The sequence below is a fragment of the Emcibacter nanhaiensis genome (assembly GCF_006385175.1).
Taxonomy (GTDB): Bacteria; Pseudomonadota; Alphaproteobacteria; order Sphingomonadales; family Emcibacteraceae; genus Emcibacter; species Emcibacter nanhaiensis.
Genome location: NZ_VFIY01000010.1, coordinates 156,411 through 180,518, shown reverse-complemented (window position 1 = coordinate 180,518; position 24,108 = coordinate 156,411). Strand labels below are relative to the sequence as shown.

Annotated in this window: 23 protein-coding genes; 14 read left to right on the top strand and 9 right to left on the bottom strand. The window is 57.5% G+C overall.

The window, feature by feature from the left end; translation table 11 throughout:
* Positions 1-2: 2 nt before the first annotated feature.
* From FIV46_RS10315 to FIV46_RS10300, 4 genes are read right to left on the bottom strand one after another with little or no spacing between them, the layout of a single operon-like run.
* A complete protein-coding gene (locus tag FIV46_RS10315) occupies positions 3-899 on the bottom strand; it encodes an SDR family NAD(P)-dependent oxidoreductase (protein WP_139940836.1) in 897 nt (298 codons plus the stop codon).
* Between the two features lie 38 nt (positions 900-937).
* Entirely contained in the window at positions 938-1,669 is a 732-nt protein-coding gene (locus FIV46_RS10310; protein WP_139940835.1) for a glutathione S-transferase N-terminal domain-containing protein, read from the bottom strand.
* Positions 1,670-1,680: 11 nt separating this feature from the next.
* On the bottom strand, positions 1,681-2,592 hold the full coding sequence (locus tag FIV46_RS10305) for an SDR family oxidoreductase (RefSeq protein WP_139940834.1): 912 nt from the start codon (positions 2,590-2,592) through the stop codon (positions 1,681-1,683).
* 1 nt (position 2,593) lies between these two features.
* On the bottom strand, positions 2,594-3,379 hold the full coding sequence (locus FIV46_RS10300; RefSeq protein WP_139940833.1) for a glutathione S-transferase family protein: 786 nt from the start codon (positions 3,377-3,379) through the stop codon (positions 2,594-2,596).
* Between the two features lie 259 nt (positions 3,380-3,638).
* Here FIV46_RS10300 and FIV46_RS10295 point away from each other — a divergent pair, with 259 nt between their 5' ends.
* Entirely contained in the window at positions 3,639-4,460 is an 822-nt protein-coding gene (locus tag FIV46_RS10295) for a helix-turn-helix transcriptional regulator (protein ID WP_139940832.1), read from the top strand.
* On the opposite strand, the gene FIV46_RS10290 is transcribed toward FIV46_RS10295, so the two are convergent.
* Together FIV46_RS10290 and FIV46_RS10285 are read right to left on the bottom strand one after the other, a co-directional pair.
* Complete coding sequence (locus tag FIV46_RS10290) at positions 4,436-5,878, bottom strand: spinster family MFS transporter (RefSeq protein WP_139940831.1); 1,443 nt, start codon at positions 5,876-5,878, stop codon at positions 4,436-4,438. The genes FIV46_RS10295 and FIV46_RS10290 overlap by 25 nt on opposite strands.
* 121 nt (positions 5,879-5,999) lie before the next feature.
* Complete coding sequence (locus FIV46_RS10285) at positions 6,000-7,337, bottom strand: MFS transporter (RefSeq protein ID WP_219846077.1); 1,338 nt, start codon at positions 7,335-7,337, stop codon at positions 6,000-6,002.
* A gap of 230 nt (positions 7,338-7,567) precedes the next feature.
* On the opposite strand from FIV46_RS10285, the gene nov2 reads away from it, so the two are divergent.
* The 4 genes from nov2 to FIV46_RS10265 are packed head-to-tail and all read left to right on the top strand — an operon-like array spanning position 7,568 to position 12,202.
* Positions 7,568-9,037: a lignostilbene-alpha,beta-dioxygenase NOV2 gene (gene nov2, locus FIV46_RS10280; RefSeq protein WP_139940830.1), complete on the top strand. Its 1,470-nt coding sequence runs from the start codon at positions 7,568-7,570 to the stop codon at positions 9,035-9,037.
* 18 nt (positions 9,038-9,055) lie between these two features.
* Positions 9,056-10,303, top strand: a complete 1,248-nt coding sequence (locus FIV46_RS10275; RefSeq protein WP_219846076.1) for a multidrug effflux MFS transporter — start codon at positions 9,056-9,058, stop codon at positions 10,301-10,303.
* The gene (locus FIV46_RS10270; RefSeq protein WP_219846075.1) at positions 10,290-11,852 is read left to right on the top strand and encodes an FAD-binding oxidoreductase; all 1,563 of its coding nucleotides are present in this window, start codon (positions 10,290-10,292) and stop codon (positions 11,850-11,852) included. The genes FIV46_RS10275 and FIV46_RS10270 overlap by 14 nt, the downstream gene beginning before the upstream one ends.
* A gap of 14 nt (positions 11,853-11,866) precedes the next feature.
* Positions 11,867-12,202, top strand: a complete 336-nt coding sequence (locus FIV46_RS10265; RefSeq protein ID WP_219846074.1) for a c-type cytochrome — start codon at positions 11,867-11,869, stop codon at positions 12,200-12,202.
* Between the two features lie 2 nt (positions 12,203-12,204).
* On the opposite strand, the gene FIV46_RS10260 is transcribed toward FIV46_RS10265, so the two are convergent.
* Positions 12,205-12,699 (bottom strand): nuclear transport factor 2 family protein, encoded by a 495-nt coding sequence (locus tag FIV46_RS10260; protein ID WP_139940828.1) that lies wholly within the window; start codon positions 12,697-12,699, stop codon positions 12,205-12,207.
* 105 nt (positions 12,700-12,804) lie between these two features.
* Between FIV46_RS10260 and FIV46_RS10255 the strand changes: the two genes are divergently transcribed.
* The 9 genes from FIV46_RS10255 to FIV46_RS10215 all read left to right on the top strand — a co-directional run bounded on the left by FIV46_RS10255 (position 12,805) and on the right by FIV46_RS10215 (position 22,276).
* Positions 12,805-13,713 carry an SDR family oxidoreductase gene (locus FIV46_RS10255; RefSeq protein WP_139940827.1) on the top strand — a complete coding sequence of 303 codons (909 nt, stop codon included), beginning with the start codon at positions 12,805-12,807 and terminating at the stop codon, positions 13,711-13,713.
* Between the two features lie 90 nt (positions 13,714-13,803).
* A complete protein-coding gene (locus FIV46_RS10250; RefSeq protein WP_219846073.1) occupies positions 13,804-15,927 on the top strand; it encodes a PQQ-dependent dehydrogenase, methanol/ethanol family in 2,124 nt (707 codons plus the stop codon).
* 59 nt (positions 15,928-15,986) lie between these two features.
* Positions 15,987-17,468 carry an aldehyde dehydrogenase gene (locus FIV46_RS10245; RefSeq protein WP_139940826.1) on the top strand — a complete coding sequence of 494 codons (1,482 nt, stop codon included), beginning with the start codon at positions 15,987-15,989 and terminating at the stop codon, positions 17,466-17,468.
* Between the two features lie 234 nt (positions 17,469-17,702).
* Positions 17,703-19,199, top strand: coding sequence for an aldehyde dehydrogenase (locus FIV46_RS10240; protein ID WP_219846072.1), 1,497 nt, complete (start codon positions 17,703-17,705; stop codon positions 19,197-19,199).
* Between the two features lie 253 nt (positions 19,200-19,452).
* Positions 19,453-19,878: a nuclear transport factor 2 family protein gene (locus tag FIV46_RS10235; protein WP_139940825.1), complete on the top strand. Its 426-nt coding sequence runs from the start codon at positions 19,453-19,455 to the stop codon at positions 19,876-19,878.
* A gap of 107 nt (positions 19,879-19,985) precedes the next feature.
* Positions 19,986-20,492, top strand: a complete 507-nt coding sequence (locus FIV46_RS10230) for a MarR family winged helix-turn-helix transcriptional regulator (RefSeq protein WP_219846071.1) — start codon at positions 19,986-19,988, stop codon at positions 20,490-20,492.
* 133 nt (positions 20,493-20,625) lie between these two features.
* A complete protein-coding gene (locus FIV46_RS10225; RefSeq protein ID WP_139940824.1) occupies positions 20,626-21,012 on the top strand; it encodes a nuclear transport factor 2 family protein in 387 nt (128 codons plus the stop codon).
* Positions 21,013-21,023: 11 nt separating this feature from the next.
* Positions 21,024-21,773, top strand: a complete 750-nt coding sequence (locus FIV46_RS10220) for an SDR family oxidoreductase (protein ID WP_139940823.1) — start codon at positions 21,024-21,026, stop codon at positions 21,771-21,773.
* Positions 21,773-22,276 carry a DUF3237 domain-containing protein gene (locus FIV46_RS10215; protein WP_139940822.1) on the top strand — a complete coding sequence of 168 codons (504 nt, stop codon included), beginning with the start codon at positions 21,773-21,775 and terminating at the stop codon, positions 22,274-22,276. Before FIV46_RS10220 ends, FIV46_RS10215 begins: the two co-directional genes overlap by 1 nt.
* 81 nt (positions 22,277-22,357) lie before the next feature.
* Here the strand turns inward: FIV46_RS10215 and FIV46_RS10210 are convergent, their stop codons facing one another.
* Together FIV46_RS10210 and FIV46_RS10205 are read right to left on the bottom strand one after the other, a co-directional pair.
* Positions 22,358-23,275 carry a surface lipoprotein assembly modifier gene (locus tag FIV46_RS10210; protein ID WP_139940821.1) on the bottom strand — a complete coding sequence of 306 codons (918 nt, stop codon included), beginning with the start codon at positions 23,273-23,275 and terminating at the stop codon, positions 22,358-22,360.
* 134 nt (positions 23,276-23,409) lie between these two features.
* Positions 23,410-24,057 (bottom strand): hypothetical protein, encoded by a 648-nt coding sequence (locus tag FIV46_RS10205; RefSeq protein WP_139940820.1) that lies wholly within the window; start codon positions 24,055-24,057, stop codon positions 23,410-23,412.
* Positions 24,058-24,108 lie beyond the last annotated feature (51 nt).

Genomic DNA, 24,108 nt, shown 5'->3' with positions numbered 1-24,108 from the left:
GCTTATTTTTTAGTTCCGGGCATGGCCTGGCCGGTTTCTTCGGCCAGTTTCTTGCGGCGCAGATAATCGGGGTCGTTCTCATAGGATTTGAGGGCCTCGACGATTTCCGCATTTTGGTCCTCGATGGTCGGGACGAATTCCGGATAGGGCAGGATCCAGAAGTCGCCACGCTTGACGGCTTGCAGGCAGATCCGGCCCAGGTCAACCGGATCAAACCCGCCCTCGATCACCGATTTCAGGTGGGCGAAGACATTTTCGTCGCGGCCATAATAGCCGGTTTTGCCGTATTTTTCCGGCCGGGTTTCCACGGCCCGGTGGATGTTGGTATTGACCGCGCCCGGGCACAGGATGGACACGCCGATATCAAACTTGTCCATTTCCACCCGCAGGGATTCGGAAAACCCGCGAACCGCAAATTTGGTGGTGCAGTAAATGCTGGTGGTGGGCAGGGCGACGAAGGCGGACATGGAGGCGGTATTGAGGATGTGCCCACCCTTGCCGGTTTCGATCATCCGCGGCATGAAAGTCATGACGCCGTTGATCATGCCTTTCAGGTTCACGTCAATCTGCCAGTCCCAGTCATCAAAGGTGGCCTGTTCGATAGGGCCGAACTGGCTCACCCCGGCGGTGTTGCACAGCAGCTGGACCGGACCGAATACCTCTTCCGCTTCATCGGCGGCCCGGGCGTAAGCTTCCCGGTCGGTGATGTCCAGTTGAAGGGCATGGACGTCGACCTGCTTGTCGCTAAAATATTCCATGGCCTCGTCGAGGTGGTTTTGCCGGACATCGGCAATGACCACTTTCATGCCGGCTTCTTCGGCAAACACCTTGGCCTGGCCGAGGGCGACGCCGGAGCCGCCACCGGTGACAAAGGCTACTTTTCCTTTAAGATCCTGCATTTTTCACTCCTGTTGAATTTCAAATTTTGGCCCGGTACCTAGTCTGCTTTCGGCAGGCCGAAAAGATTATGCATGCCTTCGTGGCGTCCCAATCCGCCATACAGATCAAAGCCGCGGTCGATATAATTCCTGAGCGGATCATCGTCATGCAGCGGCGGGATCTTGGCGACCGAGGCGGTCCATAAAAAGACCGCAAGGATGCAATAATCGGTGTAATTGGGGCTTTCCCCGCCGATCCAGGGGCTCTCTTCCAATAGCTCGCGCAAAGGCTCCAGTTCGGGCGGTACCAGCGGCAGGCGTTCCTCGCGCCCGGCCTGGACGTTTTCCAGTTTTTCCCCGCCGAGGAACATCTGTTCCCGGCTGGTGCGCACATATTCCCGGTCCTGGGGCATGGACAGATCATGATAGTCCAGGATGTAACAGCGGAACCAGGGAGAAATGGCAGTACGCCAGAGCCAGCTGTCGATGAACTTGGTCAGGTTCCTGTGGCACTGGCTTTCAAACAGCATCGGCCGATCGGGATATTTTTCATCCAGATATTCGGCAATTTCCCAGCTGTCCTTGACCCAGTGGCCGTCATCAACAATCACCGGCAGGCGATCGGAAAAGCCGTTGGTCAGTTCCTCGATCCCGGTAAAACCGTTGGGGATCAGCTCCAGGTCAAAACCCTTGTGTTTCAGGGCGTATTTGGTGCGCCAGACAAAGGGGCTGATGGTGCAGCCGCTTTCCAGCACCAGATCATAGAGGGTGATCGTATTATTCTTGGCCATGACTCTACCCCCTATTTTTTGGTTTTTTCCGCCAGGACTTCGTCAAACAGCGGGTTGGAGGTCAGGAAGCTGATGGCTTCCTTGCGCTCCTCGTTGATCTCCTCGTCCGGGAAGGAGGCCAGGATGGCGTCAAAGCGTGTTTTGGTGCCTTCCTTGAACTCCCGATGGGTGATGATATAGAGGTCATTCTGCCGGATGCCTTTCAGCACCCGTTCGCCGACTTCTTCCTTGGTCATCCACAGGGGGGAATTGGGACGCTTTTCGAGGTTTTCCTCGAATTCCCGATAACCGCTGTTTTCTTTGTATTTTTCCGGGCGCAGTTTGCCGGAATCGCTGATTTTGGTCTGCACCGGGCCGGGGCAGAAGGCCGACACGCCGATATTATCGGGCGCGAGCTCGCCGCGGATTGATTCCGACATACCGAGGACGGCCGACTTGGCGGCAATGTAAATGGAGGACCAGGGGATCGGGATCAGCGCCGCCTTGGACGCGGTGGTTACGATCTGCCCGCCTTCGCCATGTTTCTTGATCCGCGGCAGGAAGGTGACAAGGCCGTTGATAACCCCGCCCAGGTTGACGCCCATGCCCCAGTCCCAGTCGTCATAGGTGGCGTCGGCCACCAGACCGCCGATGCCGATGCCGGCATTGCCGATCAGGATGTGGACATTGCCGAACCATTCCTCGGTCTGGTCCGCGGCCTTGGCAAAGGCTTCCCGGTCGGTGACGTCCAGAACGATGGTCCTGACCTGATCGTCGGCGCCCAGGTATTCCCGGGCCTCGGCAAGGGCCTGTTCCTGGATATCGGCAAGCACCACATTGGCGCCTGCATTTACGAGAGCCCGGGCAATGCCCAGGCCAATGCCGTTGGCACCGCCGGTAATAAAGGCGGTCTTCCCGGCTACATCAGCCATAGGAGCTTTCATATCATTCTTTTCCTTGCTTGGAGAGGACGTCGACGCGATCGTCAAGCTTGACTTCTTCACGCATCTTGTTGGGCATAGTCAGGGCGGCGTTAGTGCCGTCGCGTTCCATCATGCGATTGTACCAGGCCATAAGGTGGGGGGTATCCTCCTCATTCATGATGTCCTGGTAGCCCATGGGCATGGGATGGGCCATGGCAAAGACGGAGATGTCCGCCAGGGTGAACTGGTCGCCAAGGATCCAGTCCTTGCCGTGTTCCCTGAGGGCGCTGTCGATTTTAGTGACGGAAGTTTCCACCTGGCGGCGCCATTCCTTGAGCCGCTCTTCCGGGTAGCCTTCGGTCGCGGTGATGCGCCATTTGTCCTGTTGTTCCTTGAGGGGAATTTTCTGGAGTTTCGCTTCGAATTCCTCGGGAGTAAGGTCCTTGACCAGGCTCTTGATCATCCAGTTCCAAGCCAGGTAGCTCAGCGCCGGGCAGAAATATTCGTCGACCCATTTGGTCCAGATCCGCATCATGGCCTTGCCATATTCATCGGCCGGGCGCAGGGCCGGTCCCTCGAAAACGGCGTCAACATATTCGTTGATCACGGTTGATTCGTTGATCACCTTGCCGTCATGGACAATGACCGGCACCTGGCCGTTGGGATTGATTTTCTTGAACCATTCTTCGTGCTGCTCGAATTTGTTCAGAGCGACGTAATGACTGTTAAAGTCTACGCCTTTTTCTTTCAGGGCGAGAAGAACTTTCAAGGTATTGGCGCCGGGCTCGGCGTGATAAACGTCTAGCATCAGTAGGTCCCTATATTTCGTATGATTAGCTATTTTGATTTTTTTCTATTTTACCGGCAGGAAATTGATTAGTAACAGGCCTGAAATTATCCTATTATAAAAACTAATAGCTAATTACCTCATATATAACATAGATCAAGAGAGGTGACATGGGGCCCTAAACCTATTATAACAAATGTTATTTTAGAAAGATGTGGGATATAAACTGAACTATAAGCGGGACAGATTTTGTTCTGAAAAATATAGGGAAAACTGAAATATGACCCAACGGGATGAACTTGTTCGGTTCCTCAAAAATGCCCGTGCCCGAATCAAACCCTCGGATGTGGGCCTGCCCGAAGGCGGTCGCCGCCGCACCTCCGGTCTGCGCCGCGAGGAAGTCGCGACCCTCACCGGCATGAGCGTCACCTGGTATACCTGGTTCGAACAGGGGCGGGAGGTGCAGCTCTCCAGGGCCATGCTGGAAGGGTTAAGCCGGACCCTGCTGCTTAATCCCCAGGAACGGGAGTATCTGCTCGCGCTTGCCCGAAAACGCCCGCGCCCGCTTGTGGTCGCTCAGGATGAAGTCATCCATCCCGCCACCCAGCAGATGATGGACGGACTGAATATTCCGGCCCAGGTCATCACCGAGGACTGGACGGTTATCGGCTGGAACCACATCGTGACCAGACTGTTCCGGGACTATGCGGAACGCCCGGCGTCGGAGCGAAACCTGTTCAAGATCCTCATGCTGGATAAAAGATACCGCAAGGACCCCGACAGTTTCCGGGAGATGGCCAAACGCCTGACCGCCCGCTTCAAATGGGACTACAGCCGGACCAACCAGACCGAAAAGTTCGATGCCATCATTCAGGAGATGCTGAACAAAAGCAAAACCTTCAAGGAGTTTTGGTTTCAGTCGGACATCATCGCCCATCTCGAAGGTGTTCATACTGTAACGGCGCCCGAATTCGGCGACATCACGGTCCGGCACACCTCCTACACAATAGAAGAAGCCCCTTCCCAGAGGCTAATTCTGTTTGTGCCGACAGATGACGTGAGCCGGGAACGGCTGGATCAGGTGGCCTTGTCAGACTCCTGAACTTCCAGCCCGCCGGCCGCGACGGCCTTACCATAGGGTTTCATTCCCAGCCAGAATATATAGGTGGCCACGGGGCCGAAGATGACGCCTGTGAGAACCAGGGAATAACGAATTCCGGCCTCGCCAAAAATATACTGGGTCATGGCGGCCAAAATGATGGGACCTAAGCCAAAGCCGATCACATTCATGGTGAACAGGAACAGGAAAGTCACCTGGCCCCGGAATTTGTTGGGGGTCACGATCTGAAGGGCGGCATTCTCCACGGGGGCGGCCATGCCATTGAATATCCCGGCGATCAGGCCCAGTCCAACCACCATCCAGGGATTGGGCAGGAGGGGAGCCAAAGCAAAGGGTATGGTGATCATGGTGCTGTAAACCACCACGCGCATATTGGCGTCATGATAGCCTTTTTTCCAATAATGTTCCCCGAACCAGCTGCCAAGGAACAGACCGATCGGCATGGAGATCAACATGGTGACCCCGGTTACGGGACCAATAAAATCGGGTGTCCAGCCATAAGTGCGGATATAAAATACAACACCCCAGGCGCCCACGGCCGCCATCTGGGCCGACCTGATGGCCAGCCCCAGGAACAGAGGCAGGTAGACCGCCCGGTTGTGCCAGACAAATTTAAAGACTTCGGTAATTGGCTGGGAGTCCTTGGAGGCCTGCCCGTGTCTCGGGGGTTCCGTCACCGTCAGCATCAGCAGAGCGACAATGACCCCGGGAAGGCCTGCGGAAATGAGGACCATCTGCCAGCCCGCCAGTTCGCCGACAACTGGGAAAGTGAAACTCCTGTCCCCGATGACGCCAATCAAAAGGCCGCCAAAAATCGAGGCCATGCCGATTCCCAATACAAATCCCATGTTCATGCCGGCGATCGCCTTGGGCAGTTTCTGCGGCGGGAAATAGTCGGATAGCAGGGAATAGGCGGACGGTCCGCTTGTGGTCTCGCCCACGCCAACCCCGACGCGGCCGATAAAAAGCTGCCAGAAATTTGACGCCAGGCCGCAAAAGGCGGTCATGACGCTCCAGATGGCGATCCCGGCGGCCATGATCTTTTTCCGGTTGCCCCGGTCCACCAGCCGGGCGACGGGAAGGCCGAAGATGCTGTAGAATACGGTGAAGGCCACACCCAGGATCAGGCTGGTTTCAATTTCTGTTAGCTGCAGGTCGCGTTTGATGCTTTCCGCCAGGAGGTTCAATATGTTCCGGTCGAGGAAGTTGACCAGGACCGCCAGGGCGAGGACAAAGACGCAGTACCAGGCTTTGCCGGGCGAGGGATAGGTCCGTTCCTCCGCAGCTGGAGGCGCAGGATGTTCCGCACCAATTGCATAGTCTTCATGTTCCACATCACCAACAGTGTCAGTGAGGATCGGTTCCGGAGTCCCCTTGTCGCTATATGAAGCGCCCGTCATATTTGTCTCCCAATTATTTTGTTAGTCTCCCAAACAAATTAGGCCGCAAAGAGGGTTTCTGGTCAAGAGTTAGAAAAACTAACAGGATAAATGAACAGTTTTCTGCGGGTATGGGGCCGGCTTAGCTATTCAGGCTGCGCAACACTCCCGGGATCAGGCCCACCAGCAACATACACAGGATGACCGGCACCAGCAGGGTCTGCATGAAGCTGGCAAACCCAAGCCCCATGCCCACATACCAGCCGCCGAGCAGCGGGCCCAGGATTGCGCCGATGCGCCCTAGTGCGATGGTGATGCCGATGGCGGTGGACAGGATGTGCGGCGGATAGAATTTCGGGCCCAGCGCCATCAGCGACAGGTGCGCCCCGGCCACACCGCCGCCTGTCAGCAGGATCAGGATGCCCCAGGACAGGGGCTGAGCCGGGATCAGGCTGAATCCGACGATCACCAGGATCACTACCCCGTAGGCGCTGAGGAAAGCCCTGACGGTCTGCTCCCGGTCCAGCAGCCAAGACAGCAGGAAACCGCCCAGCAAGCCGCCGATCTGCATCACGGAAGCGAATCTTGCCGCCTGGTCCGCGCTGAAACCTGCACTGGGCAGAAGCGTGGGCAGCCAGCTGACCAGACTGTACATGGTCAGGGAATTGATAGTGAACAGGCCGGCATAGACCAGGGTGGCGCGAAGATAGGATTTTTCAAACAGGGCGCGCCAGGCGGAAAGGGTGGATTTTTCCCGGTCGGGAAACAGCTGTCTCAATTGCTCGGCGCGAGCGGGCGCACGGAGTCTGGTCAGCAGCCGATCAAGGCTTTCGTGTCTGCCCGCGCGCAACAGGTAGCCGGGAGAATCCGGCAGGATCAGATAGAGCAGCAGGGCGATCAGCAGCGTGACGAAGCCTGACATATAGAAAATCATCTGCCAGCCGCCCAGGCTTACCAGCCAGGGCACCACCAGTCCCGCCCCGGCGGCACCCAGGGAAACGCCGCAGGAGACAAAGACAATGATACCGGCCCGCCGCCGCTTCGGAGCCAGTTCCGCCACCAGGGCGGTGACATTGGGCAGGCAGGCGCCCAGTGCCGTTCCGGTCAACAGCCGCCAGAAGGTGAATCCGCCGATGGAGGAAGAGAAGCCGGTGCCGATGGTGAACAGGGCAACGGCCAGCAGGGAGGGAATAATCAGTTTACGTCGCCCGAACCGGTCCCCCAGCGGGGCGAGCAAGAGGGCGCCGGCGCCAAGCCCGAGCAACACCGCGGCGAGGGCCGGGCCGAAGCCGGCGGCGTCACCCTCCCAGGACGGCAGGATATAGGGCAGCGCCAGCGGCAGGGCGGCCAGGTCATAGCCGTCAATCAGCATCACCAGGGTGCAGAGCGACAGCGACAGGATCAGCGGCGCGCCAAAGGAAAGCCCGTCAAAGACCGTCTGCAGGGAATAATCCTGCGTCGTCTGTTTTGCGCTGCTCAATGAGTCCTCCCCTGCTTATGTCACTTTCTGCCTCTGATATTGTAACGCAGGTTATCAGCGATATGTCAAACCACCGTGCAGAATCAAGCTGTTGGCCGTTCTTTGTTGGTGATCGGGCAATTTTTCCCGACGATCTGCTTGCTATTAAAGTAACAAATGTTATTATTGGATTGTGCCATGAATAAATACCAAAGTAAATGGCTGGAGGTTTCAAAAGAGGAGATTGCGGGATGGATAAATTTCCGTCGACTATTCAATTCACCGGACTCAATACCCCCATTCGCGCCGAGGCATCGGTTCGGGACCTGGTTGTCGAGGGGGAGATTCCCCCGGAAATCCAGGGGGCTTTTTTCCGGGCCGTGCCCGATCCGGCCCATCTGCCGATGTTTGAAGATGATATTGCCCTCAATGCGGACGGTATGATTGCCCGTTTCCTGTTCGGGGACGGCCATGTGGATTATGACATCCGCTATGTGGAAACCGCCCGTTACCTGGCGGAGAAAAAGGCGCGCAAGGCGCTGTTCGGTAAATACCGCAACCCCTTTACCGACGATCCCTCCGTGGAAGGGGTGGACCGGACTGTCTCCAACACCACGCCGATCTGGCATGCCGGGCGGCTGTTTATGACCAAGGAAGACGGCCGCGCCTATGAGGTTAATCCCCATACGCTGGAAACCATCGGCTCCTGGGACTATCACGGCGCCCTGAAATCGCAGACCATGACGGCCCATGCCCGCATCGACCCGGAAACCGGGGAAATGTTCTTCTTCGGCTATGAGGCCGACGGACTGTGCAGCAAGGAAATTTCCTATTGTATCGCCGACAAGGACGGCAACCTGGTGTCCGAGCAATGGTTCGAGGCGCCATATGTTTCCGCCATGCATGATTTTGTCATCACCGAGAAATATGCAATCTTCCCGCTGTTTCCGACCACAGCCGATCTGGACCGGATCAAGGCCGGCGGTCCGCACTGGGCCCACCAGCAGGACCTGGAAAGCTGGGTCGCGGTGATGCCGCGGTATGGCAAGGTGGAGGATATCCGCTGGTTCAAGGGACGCAAGGGTGTGTCCTGCTTCCATCTGGTCAATGCCTTTGATGACGGCGATAAAATCCATATGGAACTGTGTCTGTCGGACACCAATGCCTTCCCCTTCATGCGTGAAGCGGGCGGCATCCACTGTGACCAGTCTGAGATCGGCGGCGGCCTGATCCGCTGGACCCTGGATATGTCCAGGAATGACGACTCTATAGCCGAAATCCCGCTTGGCCCGCCAGGCGACATGCCGCGGCTCAGGGACAAGGACCAGGGCCGGCCCTACGAGTCCGCCTGGTATCTGAGCATGAACCCGGAAGGCGGTCCGCCGCTGCCGGGCGGCCCGGTGGGCGTGGCCTTCAACGCCCTGCTCAGGATCGAGCCCGCAACCGGCCGTCTTGACATGATGCCACTGGGCTTTGGTATGGGGCTCAATGAACCGGTGCATATCCCGGCCAGGGATCCGGACCATGAAGGCTGGCTCATGTGCGTGGTCGACCGCCAGGTTGACGATAATCTCTTTGAGTCCGAGCTCTGGATCATCGACGCGGGTAATGTCTCCCAAGGGGCCGTGGCCAAGGTGCTGTTGCCGATCCCCATGAAAGCGCAGGTGCACGGCTGGTGGGTACCCGCCGACCAACTGGCGCAGGCCCGGGCCGGCAAGTGACCGGGCAGGACTAAGGGGTTGGCTGAAGCAAAATCAGAGACGCTGAACAGCTTTTCGATGCTCCATCTCGGCATCGTCCTCGGGCTGTTGTCGGCGATCGGGCCCATTTCCATCGACCTGTATCTGCCGGCCTTTCCGGCCATGGCCGGGGAGCTGTCCGCTTCGCCGGATCAGGTGCAGCTGACCCTGTCGGTATTCTTCCTGGCGCTGGCCGTGGCGCAGATCCCGGTGGGCCTGTTCGGTGACCGTTATGGACGCAAGCTGCCCCTATACCTGGGGCTTGGCCTGTTTGTCGCCGCCTCTGTCGCCTGCGCGGCCACCAGCGGTATAACGCAGCTGATCCTGTTGCGCTTCGTCCAGGGCTTCGGGGTTTGCGCCGGCACCGCCGTGTCCCGGGCCATGATCCGCGACCTGGCCTCCGGCCATCATGCCGCCCGGCTGATGGCCAACAGTTTCCTGATCATTGGTATCTCGCCGATCCTGGCGCCGCTGGCCGGCAGTTTCCTGATGACGGTGATGCCCTGGCGGGGCCTGTTCCTGGTGCTGGCGGCGATCGGCCTTTTTGCCATTCTGCTGGTGCGCTTTTACCTGCCGGAATCCCTGCCGCCGTCGGCCCGGCTGCAAAAGGGAGCCTCCATATTACCCAAATACCGGGCGCTGCTGACCAACCGGCGGTTTTTTGCCAGCGCCTTTGTCGCCGCTTTCGCCACCACCATTCCCTTTTCCTACGTCACGGCGGCGCCGTTCGTTTTTTCCAAAATTTATGGCCTCGACAGCATGGAGTACAGCCTGTTGCTGGCGCTCAATGCCTTGTGTTCCATTGCCTCCACCCAGTTTTCGCCGGGACTGATGAAGCTCTGGGGCCCCAGAATGGTATTGCGTTCGGTCGGGGCGGTCGGTGTGCTGTTGACCATAGTGCTGACCCTGCTGCTGGCGGCGGGGGTCATGAACCTGATCATTTTTATGATCTATTCCATGCTGGTCTTTACATTGTCCGGCCTGATGCTGACGCCAGCCGCTGTTGCGGCGCTGGATACGGTGAAGGAAAATGTCGGCGCTGCGGCCGGGACGCTGGGTACCATCCAGCTGGCGATTGTGGCCTCAGCCAGTGCGCTGATTTCCGTGTTGCCGGATACAAGTGTAGTGCCGCTGGCTGGCGTTCTGGGCGGGGTCTTTGTCTTTTCCTGGGCGCTGACCTCCGGCGAAGAGGAGCTGCATCCGGAAGAACCACATAATCAAGGGGAGAGTCCAAATGGGGACAACTAATTTGCCGCCAGGCCTGACTCAAGGGGCGCTGAATGCCGCCATGAAGGGCTTTGCTGCGGTAGTCGGCGAGAAATACCTGTTTTTCGAGCCGGAAGACGTAGACAGCTATGCCGACAAATTCGCGGTCAATGACGACCTGCACCAGACCCTCGGCGCCATTGCGCCGGCCAGTGCCGAGGAAGTCCAGGCCATCGTCCGCATTGCTGCCGAGCATAAGGTGCCGCTCTGGCCAATCAGCCGCGGCAAGAACCTTGGTTACGGCGGCTCCGCCCCGGTCATGTCCGGTACCGTGGTGCTCGACCTGTCGCGCATGAAGAAGATTGAAATCGACGAGGAAAACGGCACCGTGCTGCTGGAACCCGGGGTCGGCTTCTATGATCTCTATGACTATCTCAAGGAAAATAACATCAAGCTGTGGCTGTCGGTGCCCGGTAACAGCTGGGGCTCCGTGGTCGGCAATGCGCTCGACCGCGGCGTCGGCTATACGCCGTATGGTGATCACACCTCCAAGATCTGCGGCATGGAAGTGGTGATGCCGGACGGCGATCTGGTGCGTACCGGCATGGGGGCGCTCACCGACTCGCCGACCTGGCTCCTCTATCGCTATGGTTATGGCCCGGCCTGGGACCAGATGTTCGTCCAGTCCAACTTCGGCGTCGTCACCAAAATGGGTCTGTGGCTGATGCCGGAACCGGAATCGGTGATGGGCATGGATGTGGAGTTCAACAACCCGGAAGACCTGGGGCCGCTGATTGATACGCTCGGGCCCCTGCGCCGCGAAGGCTTGTTGCAGCAGTCGCCGACCATCGGCAACTGGCTCCGCGCTGCGGCGATCCTCACCACCCGGGATGAATGGACCGACAAGCCCGGCGCCCTGTCCGACGAGGTGATTGCCGCCATCCGCAAGAAATACGGCATGGGCTGGTGGGGTGTCAGCCTCAGGCTCTATGGCCGGGAAGGCGTTAACAAGGCGGCCTACGCCATCCTGGAAAAGGCCATGACCGACCTGAAGCCCATGCGGGTCAAGCCCACCTCCTGGCGTCAGGGCGAACCGTTGGAAAACACCGGCTGGGTCGGGGTGCCGCTCACGTTCCCGATGCAGAATTCCAACTGGCACGGCGGGCGCGGCGGCCATATCGGCTTTTCGCCGGTGCTGCCCCAGTCCGGCACGCTGGCCATGCGGCAGTTCAAGCGCACCTATGCCCGCTACAAGGAGTTCGGCATGGATTACCAGGCGAGTTTCGCTTTCGGTGAACGTCACCTGATCAATGTCAACGCGGTGCTGCTCAACAAGGATGATCCGGACATGATGGGCCGGGTCGATCCATTCCTGCGGGCGCTGATCAAGGATTCCCGGGCGGAAGGTTACGGCGAATACCGCACCCATCTCGACTATATGGATACGGTGGCGGCGACCTATGACTTCAATGACCATGCCCTGCTGCGCCTCAATGAAAAGGTCAAGAATGCCCTCGATCCGGCCGGCATCATTGCCCCCGGCAAAAGCGGCGTCTGGCCCAAACGCTATGACGGGGAGAGGACGAAATGAGCGGGAGGTGTGCGATGAAACGAAAAGCTGGTCGACTGTTGGCAATCACCCTGCTTTCCGGACTGTTCACCATTTGCGCACGCGGCGAGGAAGCGGCAATGCTGGACGGCAAGGCGCTGTTCCATGAAAAATGCGCCATGTGTCACCGGGTGATGGGTATGGGCACCGGGCTGCTGGCGCGCCGGGTCGATGAGCCATTTCTGGAAAAACGCACCGACCTGACTGCGGATTATGTGATCCACGCCGCCCGCAGCGGCATCGGCAATATGCCGGCAATCCCGCGGGGCGAGGCCTCGGACGAACAGCTTGAGGCCATCGCCACCTATCTCGCCGCCGGAAATGCGGAGTAAGTTTATTTCTTGATGATCAGGGAGGCGGGACGCTTGCGCGGCACCCATTCGCCACGGCCCGGGAATTTGCTGAGGATTTCCCCGTCCCACAACCGCACCGTACGGCGATGGAAGCGCCAGGTGCCGTCATTGCCTTTCACGGCGTGATCGTCATAATAGCCGGTGAAGCGCAGCAGGTAAGGCGGTTCGCCCTCGCATTCGGTGACAAAAGCGAAGCTGCGCATTTTGACCGAGCCGTCTTCCTGCGGCATATACTGAGTCTGGGTGACATGATGCTGGCGGCCGGGAAAACCCGGCGCATTGCGGTAATGTTCGGCGATGCCGCGGATGCCGTCATGGCCTTCCCAGATATCCGGGTCTTCGAAGACTTCTTCGACCATGCGGGCGTCGGGGGTGAAGCACTCGACAAGCGCCTCCACATCGCCCGTATCCAAAGCCCAGCTATAGTTGGCAATCAGGTCCTGTAGGGCCAGTCTGTCTTCAATCTGCAGTTTCACCGCCGTTCTCCCGGTAATTAGTTTGTTAGGCCTTGCATTAATAATAACATATGTTACAGTTGTAAACAAGAATTGACCCGGAACAGGGTATCAGGGAGTTGTTTCATGATAATCATTACAGGGGCCTCCGGCCAGTTTGGCCGTGCAGCGGCCGAATTACTTCTGACAAAAGTGCCGGCAGATCAGGTGATCCTGACGTCGCGCAGTCCGGACAAGCTGGAAGACTTCAGGAAACAGGGCGCCCACGTGCGCTATGCCGATTTTGACAATAAGGCCTCCCTTGGTGCGGCCTTTGCGGGCGGCACCAAAATGCTGCTGATCAGCACGGCGCGGGTCGGCACCCGGGTGTCCCAGCATCGCAATGCCATCGAGGCGGCGGTGGCGGCCGGGGTCGATCATATCGCCTATACCTCGATCATCAGCGCCGACGAGCCCGGAAATCCGGCTATTGTCAAACTGGACCATCGGGCGACCGAGGAAATTATCGAGCAGTCCGGCGCCGACTGGACTTTCCTGCGCGACAGCCAGTATGCGGAAGCCATCGCCGGGGCCATGGTGCCGGGGGCGCTGATCGCCGGCAAGCTGCCGGACAATTGCGGTGACGGCAAGGTGGCCTTTGTCTCCCGCGAGGATTGCGTGGCGGTGGCGGTGGGCGTACTGACCCAGGAAGGTCATCGCCGAAAGGCCTACGACCTGACCGGGCCGGAACTGCTGTCCATTCCCGAAGCCATGGCCATCGCCAGCGAGATTATCGGCAAGGAGATCGAGGTTATTCCGGTCGATGACGAGGCCATGTTTGCCTATTTTGATTCCCTTGGCGCTCCGCGTCACGCCAGCGATATTGTGCCCGATGGCCCGATTCCCTGGTCCAGCGACGACATGGTGACCTTCGGCCAGGCCATCAAGGAAGGCTATTTCAACAAGATCAATGACAATGTGGAACGCATCACCGGCCGGCCGCCGAAAAGCCTGCGCGCAGTGATGCTGGAACATAAATCCATGTGGCCGGTGTAAAGAGGCGTTAGACCAATGAAGATGAGTATAAAACTGCTTTGTGCTGCAGTTCTTGGACTGTTTTGCGCTGCTTGTAATGACAGCGCACAGATGTCTGCGCCTGAAGTCGGCGCTGGTGAAAACTGGCCCATGCCGGGTGGAGACGGCAATGACAGCCATTATTCCCGCCTGACCGACATCAACAGGGATAATGTGAGCCGGCTCGGGCTCGCCTGGTCCTATGATATGGGTACCGGCCGGGTTCAGGAAGCAACTCCGGTGGTAATCGACGGCATCTTGTACACCAGCGGTAACCTGGGTCGGGTATATGCTCTTAATGCTGTTACCGGCGAGGAACTCTGGACCTTCGAACCCGATGTGAATATGCAGGTCAACCGGGTGGTCTGCTGTGACCAGGCCAACCGCGGGATTGCGGTGAGTGACGGCAAGGTCATGGTCGGGGCGCTGGACGGCATCCTCTATGCCCTGGACCAGAAGACCGGCGAGGTGGCCTGGCAGGTGGATACTATTGTCGACCACAGCCGCGGTTATTCCAGCACCGGTGCACCGGAAGTGGCCGGGGACCTGGTGCTGATTGGTAACGCCGGGTCCGAATTTGATGTGCGCGGCTATGTGACCGCCTATCATATCTCTGACGGCTCACAGGCCTGGCGCTTCTACACCATTCCCCATGACCCGGCGCTTGGCCCGCAGGAAAATGAGGATTTGGAGAAGGCGCTCGAAACCTGGGGCGAGAACAGCCGCTGGGATATTGGCGGCGGCGGTACGGCCTGGGACGCCATTGTCTATGATGATCGTTTTGATGTGATCTATGTGGGTACCGGAAATGGCGGGCCTTATTCCCACGCCTCCCGTTCCGGCGGCGAAGGGGATAACCTCTACTTGTCCTCGATTGTGGCGCTGGACCGCAAAACCGGCAAGATGAAATGGTATTACCAGGAAACGCCGCGCGACAGCTGGGACTTTACCGCGACCCAGCCCATGACCCTGACCGACATGGAAGTGGGTGGCGAAGTCCGCCCGGTCATCATCCATACACCCAAGAACGGCTATCTTTATGTTGTCGACCGGATTACCGGCAAACCGGTGGCGATCAACGCCCTGGTGCGGACCAGTTGGGCCGACGGCTATGACATGGAAACCGGCCGGCCAAACATGACGCCGGAATATTCCGACTATGGTACCGGGCCGAAGATTGTCTTCCCGTCCTCCGCCGGGGCGCGCAACTGGTACCCGCCGGCCTATGATCCGGAGAGCGGCATTTATTATGCTGCGGTGCTGGATATGGGGAACCTGATGTACAACCTGCCTGGCAAGCAGCCGCACCGGGAGAAGGGCCTCAATGCCGGGGCGTCGCTGATTTTCACCACCAGCCTGGAAGGCTTTCTCGAGACCATGCCACCGGCGTTGAAAGAGCAGATCGAAGCCTTGCCGCAGATGGACTGGGTGCGGGAAAATCCGGGCTTTTCCCAAGTGCGGGCCACCGATCCATTGACCGGGAAAACCATCTGGGCGGCGGACGCCGAAGGCTGGCAGGACCGTAGCGGCATGCTGGTGACCAGGTCCGGCCTTCTGTTCCATGGCTCTATCGGCGGCAAATTTTATGTCCGTGATGCGGCCACAGGCGAAGCCCTGAAAGAAATCGATACCGGCTCGGCGATCATGGCCGGGGCTGCGACCTACAAGGTGGACGGCGTGCAATATGTGGCGGTGGCCACAGGCTGGGGCGGTGGCGGCTGGTCCTTCGTGCCGGGCTACAGCGCCCCCTACAAATATGAAAACAGCAACCGGATACTGGTGTTCAAACTGGACGGCGGAGAAGTGCCGAAGCCCGAGGCCCTGCCGCCGCTGGAAGTGGCGCCCGAACCCCCGGCCCAGGCGGACAATGTGACCCCTGAGACAATTGCGAAAGGGGCCCAGCTGTTCTTTGCCAACTGCGCGCTGTGCCATTCCAATATGGTCCGCTCTATCAGTCCCGACCTGCGGCGGCTGACGCCGGAAAAGCATGAACTGTTCCGGGATATCCTGATGGACGGCCTGCTGGTCGGCATGGGCATGCCGCAATGGGATGACCTGCTGTCGGAAGAGGATGTGGCGGCCCTCCATGCTTATCTGATCGACCTGCAGGAAAAACAGCATGCCCGGGAAAAGGCCCTCAAGGAAGCCGGCAAGCCGCTGGATTCCAAAGGCCTGGTGATCATGTCCAACTATTAATGCCTGTTTTTAACCGGAGCATTCCGGCGAAGACCAATTGAATGAAAAGGAAGATGACAATGGCGACTGTTCTACCTGAAAATGTGAATATCAAACATCCGGACAAGCTGTTTATTGGCGGCGAATGGGTGGCGCCGACTTCGGGCGACAGTATCGAGGTGGTTTCCCCCCATACCGAGGAAGTATGCGCGGTGATTGCCGAAGCGAATGCGGATGATGTCAATGCCGCCGTGGCGGCGGCCCGGCAGGCCTTTGATCATGGCCCCTGGCCGACCATGAGTGTAAGCGAGCGGGCCAATGCCCTGCGCCGCATGGCGGAGATCCTGCGCGGCCGGATACCGGAATTGGCGGCCGCCTTTACTGCGGAAATTGGGGCACTTTCATCCTTTGCACCAGTTGCCGTGGGTGGCGCAGTTGAGACCCTTGCCGCCTATGCCGACATCGGTGAGAATTATGCTTGGGAAACCAGTCGGCCGTCCACAGTGCCCGGCAATACCGCCCATGTCATTCGCGAACCGGTCGGTGTCGTGGCGGCCATTGCGCCCTGGAATATGCCCGGCGCCATCATGACCCAGAAAATCGCCCCGGCTTTGATTAGCGGCTGTCCGGTGATCATGAAACCGTCGCCGGAAACGCCGCTTGAAGCCTACATCATCGCCGAAGCAGCGGAAGAAGCGGGGTTGCCGGCTGGAGTTATAAACCTGGTGACTGCCCACCGCGAAGCCGCTGACCAATTGGTGCAAAATCCGGGCGTCGACAAGATCAGCTTTACGGGCTCGACTGCGGCTGGACGGCACATCGCCAGTGTGGCCGGGGCGCGTATGGCGCGCGTTACGCTGGAACTGGGTGGCAAGTCCCCGGCCATTGTGCTGGATGACATGCCGGCGGAAGTGGCAGGCAAAATCCTTGCCCGCACGATTACCATTCTCAGTGGCCAGGTTTGCGCCATGCTCAGCCGGGCGATTGTGCCGGCGCACCGTCATGATGAAATTGCCGAGGCCATTATTGCCGAGATGAAACAGGTAAAGGTGGGTTCACCACTGGATCCGGAGACAGAAATGGGGCCTGTGGCCATGAAGCGGCAACTGGAGCGCATCGAGCATTATGTGGAGACCGGGATCAAGGAAGGCGCGATCCTGGCCTATGGCGGCAGGCGGGTCGAGGGCCTGAAGGGCTATTACTTCGAGCCCACGCTGTTTACCAACGTGGACAACAAGATGACCATCGCCCGGGAAGAAATCTTTGGTCCGGTGCTGTCGCTGATCCCGGCCAGGGATGTTGATCATGCAGTGGAGCTGGCGAACGAGACGGAATATGGCCTCAATTCTTCCGTCTTCACCAATGACGCGGAGGCTGCCTATGCCATCGGTCGGCGGATCCGGGCCGGCAACATGGCGCAGAACGGCATGAATGCAGACTTCACGCTGCCGTTTGGCGGTTTCAAATGTTCCGGCATCGGCCGGGAAGGCGGTGTCGAAGGCCTGACGCCCTATATCGAAACAAAAGTGATGTTACTGCAGACCGGGGAGGCGGCTGAATAGCCGGTTCCTGTTGAATTAATCTATCTCCCTGACTTGGATATCCCGGACCTGTCCTGCAGGCTCCGGGATTTTTTTTGATTATCAGTGCATCGCCTGGCCCAGCCCTTGAATTCAAAAAGGCTGGTAATTCTGTCGAATTATTGATATTGCTTCTTGTAAAAGTAAACTATACCGTTTATTTTTATAAAAAAGGTGGGCAAGAGTATTGTAAGGTTCGACAGACGGGAGAATGAAATGACGAACTTGTTACCTGAGAACATTAACATTAAACATCCGGACAAGCTCTATATCGGCGGCGAATGGGTGTCGCCGAAAAGCGGCCGCAGCATCAAGGTGGTCTCACCGCATACGGAAGAAGTCTGCGCCATTGTGGCGGAAGCCGGCCCGGAAGATGTGAATGACGCCGTTGCGGCGGCCCGGGAGGCCTTTGACAACGGGCCCTGGCCGAGCACGAGTGTCGAGGAGCGGGCCGGGTATCTGCGCCGCATGGGGGAGATCCTCGGAGCGCGTTCGGCTGAACTGTCGGCTGCTTTTACCCATCAGGTCGGCGGTCTTGCCTCCATGGCGCCCATCGGCGCCATGCTCGGCACCAAGAATATGTTTGACTATGCCGAGGTCGGCGAGAAGTTCGAGTGGGTGACGAGCCAGCCGTCCAGTGTGATGGGCTATACAGCGAATGTTATCCACGAACCGGTCGGTGTCGTGGCGGCCATTACGCCCTGGAATATGCCCTATCCTTGTATCACCCATAAGATAGCCCCTGCGCTGATGGCGGGTTGTCCGGTGATTATGAAACCGTCGCCGGAAACTCCTCTGGAAGGCTACATCATTGCCGAAGCTGCCGAGGAAGCGGGCCTGCCGCCTGGTGTGGTCAACCTGGTGACCGCGGAGCGTGAAGCCGCCGATCAGCTTGTGCAGAATCCGGGCGTAGATAAAATCGCCTTTACCGGCTCGTCAGCCGTCGGCAAACATATCGCCAATGTAGCCGGGGGGCGCATGGCCCGCCTGACCCTGGAACTCGGCGGTAAATCGCCGGCGATCATCCTGGATGATTTCCCGACGGAAATCGCGGGGCCGCTCCTCGCTCGCACCATTACGGTCCTTAGCGGCCAGGTCTGCGGTATGCTGAGCCGGGCCATTGTCCCGGCGCACCGCCACGACGAAATTGCCGCAGCGATTGCCGAGGAGATGAAGAAGATCAAGGTGGGCTCGCCGCTCGACCCGGCATCTGAAATGGGGCCCGTGGCCATGAAACGCCAGCTGGAGCGCATTGAGCATTATGTGGAGGTAGGCGTCAAGGAAGGCGCCACCCTGGCCCATGGCGGCAAACGGGTCGAGGGTCTGAAGGGATACTACTTCGAGCCGACGCTGTTTACCAATGTGGACAACAGTATGACCATCGCCCAGGAAGAAATTTTTGGCCCGGTGCTGTCCCTGATCCCGGCCAGGGATGTCGATCATGCGGTCGAACTGGCCAATGAGACGATTTACGGCCTGAACGCGGCCGTCCTGACCAATGACAATGATGCCGCCTTTGCCATTGGCCGGCGGGTCCGGGCCGGCAGTGTCGCGCAAAATGGCATGAATGCCGACTTTGAACTTCCGTTTGGCGGCTTTAAATGTTCCGGGGTTGGTCGTGAAGGTGGTGCCGCTGGCCTGAAGTCCTATACCGAAACAAAGATTATCCTTCTGCAGGACGCTACGGCGACCGGACAGCCGCTATTCGGATAAGACAAACTAATTCTATCCGTACTGATCCCGGGCCTGCAGCAGCAGGGCCCGGGATTTTTCTTGGCGATCGAGAGGCTGTGAGCGCTTTGGGTGCGGTATCTGCTGCCGCCGTGAAACCTTGACATGAAATATAACAAAAGTTACTATTATGAGTTATTTAAAGAGACTGCTGATGTAAGGTGGTCCATCAATGAAAAATATAGGGATCATTCCGGCATTCCTTTGGGCTGCAGGGAACTCTGAGGGAAAGACAATGTTTGATGAAGCCCGCTACCGGGAATATCTCCATCATTTCAATAAACCGGATCACGAAACCCTGCACCGGGAGTTTTTTGCGCCCGATGTGGAGCTGGTAACCCTCGGCAATGTGCTGCGGGGGCAGGAAGGAATCCGCAAATTCTATGCCTATTTCCACAGCTGTGTGCGGGAACATATTGACCTGATCAAGTTCTATCCTACCGAAGGCGGAGCCTGGGTTCATGTGGCCATGCGCCTGGAAGCTTTTGAAGACCTGACCGAACAGGGGCTGGCAAATATCGGCATCCAGCGCATGCCGGCGATTCCCAAAGGAACAGTGTATGAAAATGAGATGTTCATCCACTACCAGCTGAATTCGGAAGGAAAATTGGGATTGTTGCGTTGCGCGGAGTATATACCGCCGATGAATGTTATCGAATGATGAAAATAAAATACTAATTTAAGTACCACAGGTGCCGGGTTTTCTTGACTAGTTCATGTCGGACCTGTAATAAATTTAGGCGTTGAGACGAGGGGTAAACCAGTAAAGTGTCCGAACTTCCAGACCAGACCGGCAAAGACGACGAAACAGGGCCTGAGCACACCTTGCATCAGCTCCTCAAGCTGTATAATCGTCTGATGGTGCCCTTTTCTGTTCATGTGGAGCGGCAGTTCAATATCACCACCAACCAGTTCCGGCTTCTGATGTTGATCGGCCGTCTTGGCAAAACCGCCAGCCATGAGCTGGTGGAGATGACCGGCGTGAATAGCATGAGTGTGAGCCGCGCCGTCGCCGACCTGAAGAAACAGGGCCGTGTCTCGGTGACCAGCGACCCCAATAACCGGCGGCGCAAGACCCTGACCCTGACTGAAGAGGGGCGGCAACTCTATGAGGCCTTGCTGCCGTCCACGCAAAAGGTCATGGATTACCTGTTTGCTGCGCTCAAGCCTGATGAAGTCATGGCTTTTGACCGCTATGTGGAAACCCTGATCGATGCCCTGGAAGCCACTGACGAGGAAGGTCAGTCCAGGTTCCTGGAATATACCCGCCTCTGAATTCCCTTATCCCGATGGCATTTGTCCTGGATTATTGTTAGTATCGCCAACAATAGAGTCTTGACATCATGACGTCACTGGCGTTACCTATTATAACAAATGTTATAATAAAAATATATAGGGAAACGGGGACATGCGAACAGAGCAGGAGCAGAAGAACCTTGACCTGGTTCTGGAGATGTTTGAAGCGGTGCTCAGGCCGCTCGATGCCGATGCGGTGGATCAATATATTTCGCCCGACTATATCCAGCACAGCGCCTTGGCCGAGCCGGGGCGGGAAGCGCTTAAGGCCTATCTCAGGGTCATTCAGAAGCAACATCCCAACGCCACCCAGGATATGAAGCGCTGCTTCGTCGACGGCGATCACGTGATCCTGCACTATCATGTCAAACCGGACCCCGGCGACGTGGGTTTTGTCGTGGTGGATATATTCCGTGTCGAGGACGGCATGATTGTTGAACACTGGGACGTGCTGCAGGATATCGTCACCGACGGTCCCAATCCCAATCCGGTATGCTAAAGGAGGCGAAAATGCGGTTTAAAGACAAGACGGCGCTGGTGATCGGCGGCAACAGCGGGATCGGTCTTTCCACAGCGAAGGGACTGTCCGAGGAAGGCGCGAAAGTTTATATCACCGGCCGGAACCCGGACACCCTGGCGGCAGCGGAACAGGATATCCCCGGCCTCAAGGCGTTCCAGGCCGATATGGCGGACCTGGATGGCCTCACCCCGGTGCTGGATGTTATCCGTGAAGAGACGGGCCGGATCGATGCCTTGTTCGTCAATGCCGGCATCGGCACTTTTATCAATGTGCGGGATGTTACCCCTGAAATCTGGGATCAGGTTCACAACGTCAATCTCAGGGGCGCCTTTTTCACCACCCAGGCCGCTCTGCCATTGATGGGCAAGGGCGGCTCAATCGTCATAACCGGCTCCATTGGCAGTACGCTGGGGATGCCGGGCAACGTCATTTATTCTTCAGCCAAGGCGGGGCTCCGGGCGATGGCGCGGATCCTGGCTGTTGAGCTCGTAAAGGATGGAATCCGTGTCAATGTTGTGAGCCCGGGTCCCATCGAGACGCCGCTGATTAACCGCAATGTCGGCATGGATCCGTCCGAGGTCGATGGCCTTCGTCAGGTGATGATTTCCGGCGTGCCGATGCATAGAATGGGCGAGCCGGAAGAAGTGGCCCGGGCGGCGCTGTTCCTGGCGTCGGAGGAGGCCAGTTTCATCACCGGCATTGACATGTTTGTGGATGGCGGAAGTTTGGAGCTGAGATAATGAGTGATTTATATTCAACCATGGATAATCCGCGGCTGGAATTTGCCATGGAAGTGCGGCTGAAATTCCCGACGGTGCAGATGATTGCCAACACCCCCAACGGCGGCAATCGCTCGGCGGTTTATGTCAATGAGGGTAGCTTCGAAGGACCGCGCCTCAAGGGCAAGGCGGTGCCGGGTTCCGGTGGCGATTATGCCTATTTCCGGCCCGACGATGTGGCGGTATTTGACGCCCGCTATATGCTGGAGGAAGACGACGGCACCCTGATCCTGATCAACAACAAGGGCTTCCTGTGGGGACGGCATCCTGACACCATGACGAGGCTCCGGGACTGGGCCTTTAATGACGGGCCGGCAGTCCCGCACGAGGATTATTACCTGCGCTGTACACCGACCTTTGAAACGCCCATCGGCAAGCATGACTGGCTGACCAAGCATGTCTTTATCGGCATCGGCGAGCGCAAACCGGACGGCAACCTGGTGCGCTACTACGCGTTGGTTTAACGCATTTCATTTTGCTGAAAAAATAGGGCGGCTCCAGAATGGAAACCGCCCTTTTGTATGGGAGTTTTGGGAGAGTAATTTCTATAGTTCCCAAGTGAGGGTGAATGTGACCAAATGATTGTCGTAGTTCAGAGTCTGCAGGTTGGAACTTGAATCAGTATATTCATATTCCAGCTTGCCAGTGAAACTTTCGAAAAACGGCGCTTCCAGGCTCGCCCGGATGTAATGTTTTTTGTCCCAGCGTTTTTCTCCCAGATCCAGATCGATATTGGAATAGTCTTTCTGGCGGTAGCGGTAACGGGCGCGAAAGACGGAATCTTCGACAATACCTACGGGAAGCTTGACCCCAACGTCGAAAGTGTGACCCCAATAGACCAGATCATCCGCAATGGTGTCATGCTTGCTCAGTTTGTAGCCCACGTTGATGGTGCGGCCGTCGCCCAGCAGGAAATAGACGGACGCATGGCCGCTGTGGCGGTTGGCGTTACGTTCCAGCAGGTTTGTCTGCTTGAAGTCCTGTTTGAGATATTCGTATCCCCCGGTGACGAAAGCCTTGGTGCCGATCAGGGTGGAGACCGTCGGATTGATCGTATGCATGTCCAGGAAGGATTCTGAACCCAGGGTGATATAATTGTAGCGATAGGCCAGGCCCAAATCCAGATCACCGACTTTGGTGCCAGCTTCCAGGCTGGCACCATGAATTTGCAGGTCAAATTCTGTCAGATCCATATGCAGGCTCTGGGAGAATGTATAGCGCGCTTTCAGTTTGAAATCATCATTCTTGACAAATTGATAGCCTGCCGCACCACCCAGCAACAGCGCCTCGTCCCCCTGGCGGCTGGTAACATCGGTGGCGTCCACTGTGATATTGCTGTCATATTCGGCGCCCACTTCAAGAGACAGTTCAAACGGGGATTTTTCTTCTGCGATGGCCGGAGCGGCACATAAAGACAATAGGACTGCGGTTGCCAGACCAGGCTGTGATTTAATTACTGACATAGCTTTGTTTCCTTTAATTTTATAATTTGTGTGATCATTTCTTAAAAAGCCAACAGCCCGTTGGTAGGGGACTGGGGCAAGGCTGAAGACAGCCCCCGGAGGGGCTGTCTTGGTTTGGCACTATGGTATTGGAATTAATCGTCACCCTGCGCGGCATCTTCCGCTGCCTCTTCTGCTTCCTCTGCAGCGTCTTCAGCGGCCTCTTCAGCAGCCTCTTGGGCTTCTTCAGCAGCGTCGCGAGCGGATTCCCGTGCTTCTTCCGCAGCATCGCGAGCTGACTCTCTGGCCTCTTCGGCGGCGTCTTTCGCGGCTTCACGAGCCTCTTCGGCGGCGTCTTTCGCGGCTTCACGAGCCTCTTCGGCTGCGTCTTTCGCGGCTTCACGAGCTTCTTCAGAGGCTTCTTTGGCAGCTTCACGAGCCTCTTCGGCGGCGTCTTTCGCAGCTTCACGAGCTTCTTCAGAGGCTTCTTTGGCAGCTTCACGAGCCTGTTTAGCTTCTTCGCTGGCCTCTTCGCCGTACTCATGGTCATACTCGTACTCATGGTCATACTCGTACTCGTGTTCGTACTCGTACTCATGTTCGTATTCGTTTTCTACCTCGTTTTCGATTTCGACTTCATCTTCGATTTCGACTTCGGAAACGCTGTCGTCAGTAGAGGAGGAAACCTCGTCAGCGACATCATCGGATACGTTCGGAACTTCCTGGGCCATTGCGGACAGGCTAAGGCTGCCGGCAAACAACAGGCTGAACAGGAAGACTGTTAGGCGTGAAAAAATACTCATGTCGTTCTCTCTTTTTGTTTATTCCGAAATTTTTTGGATTTTGAAGCAAAG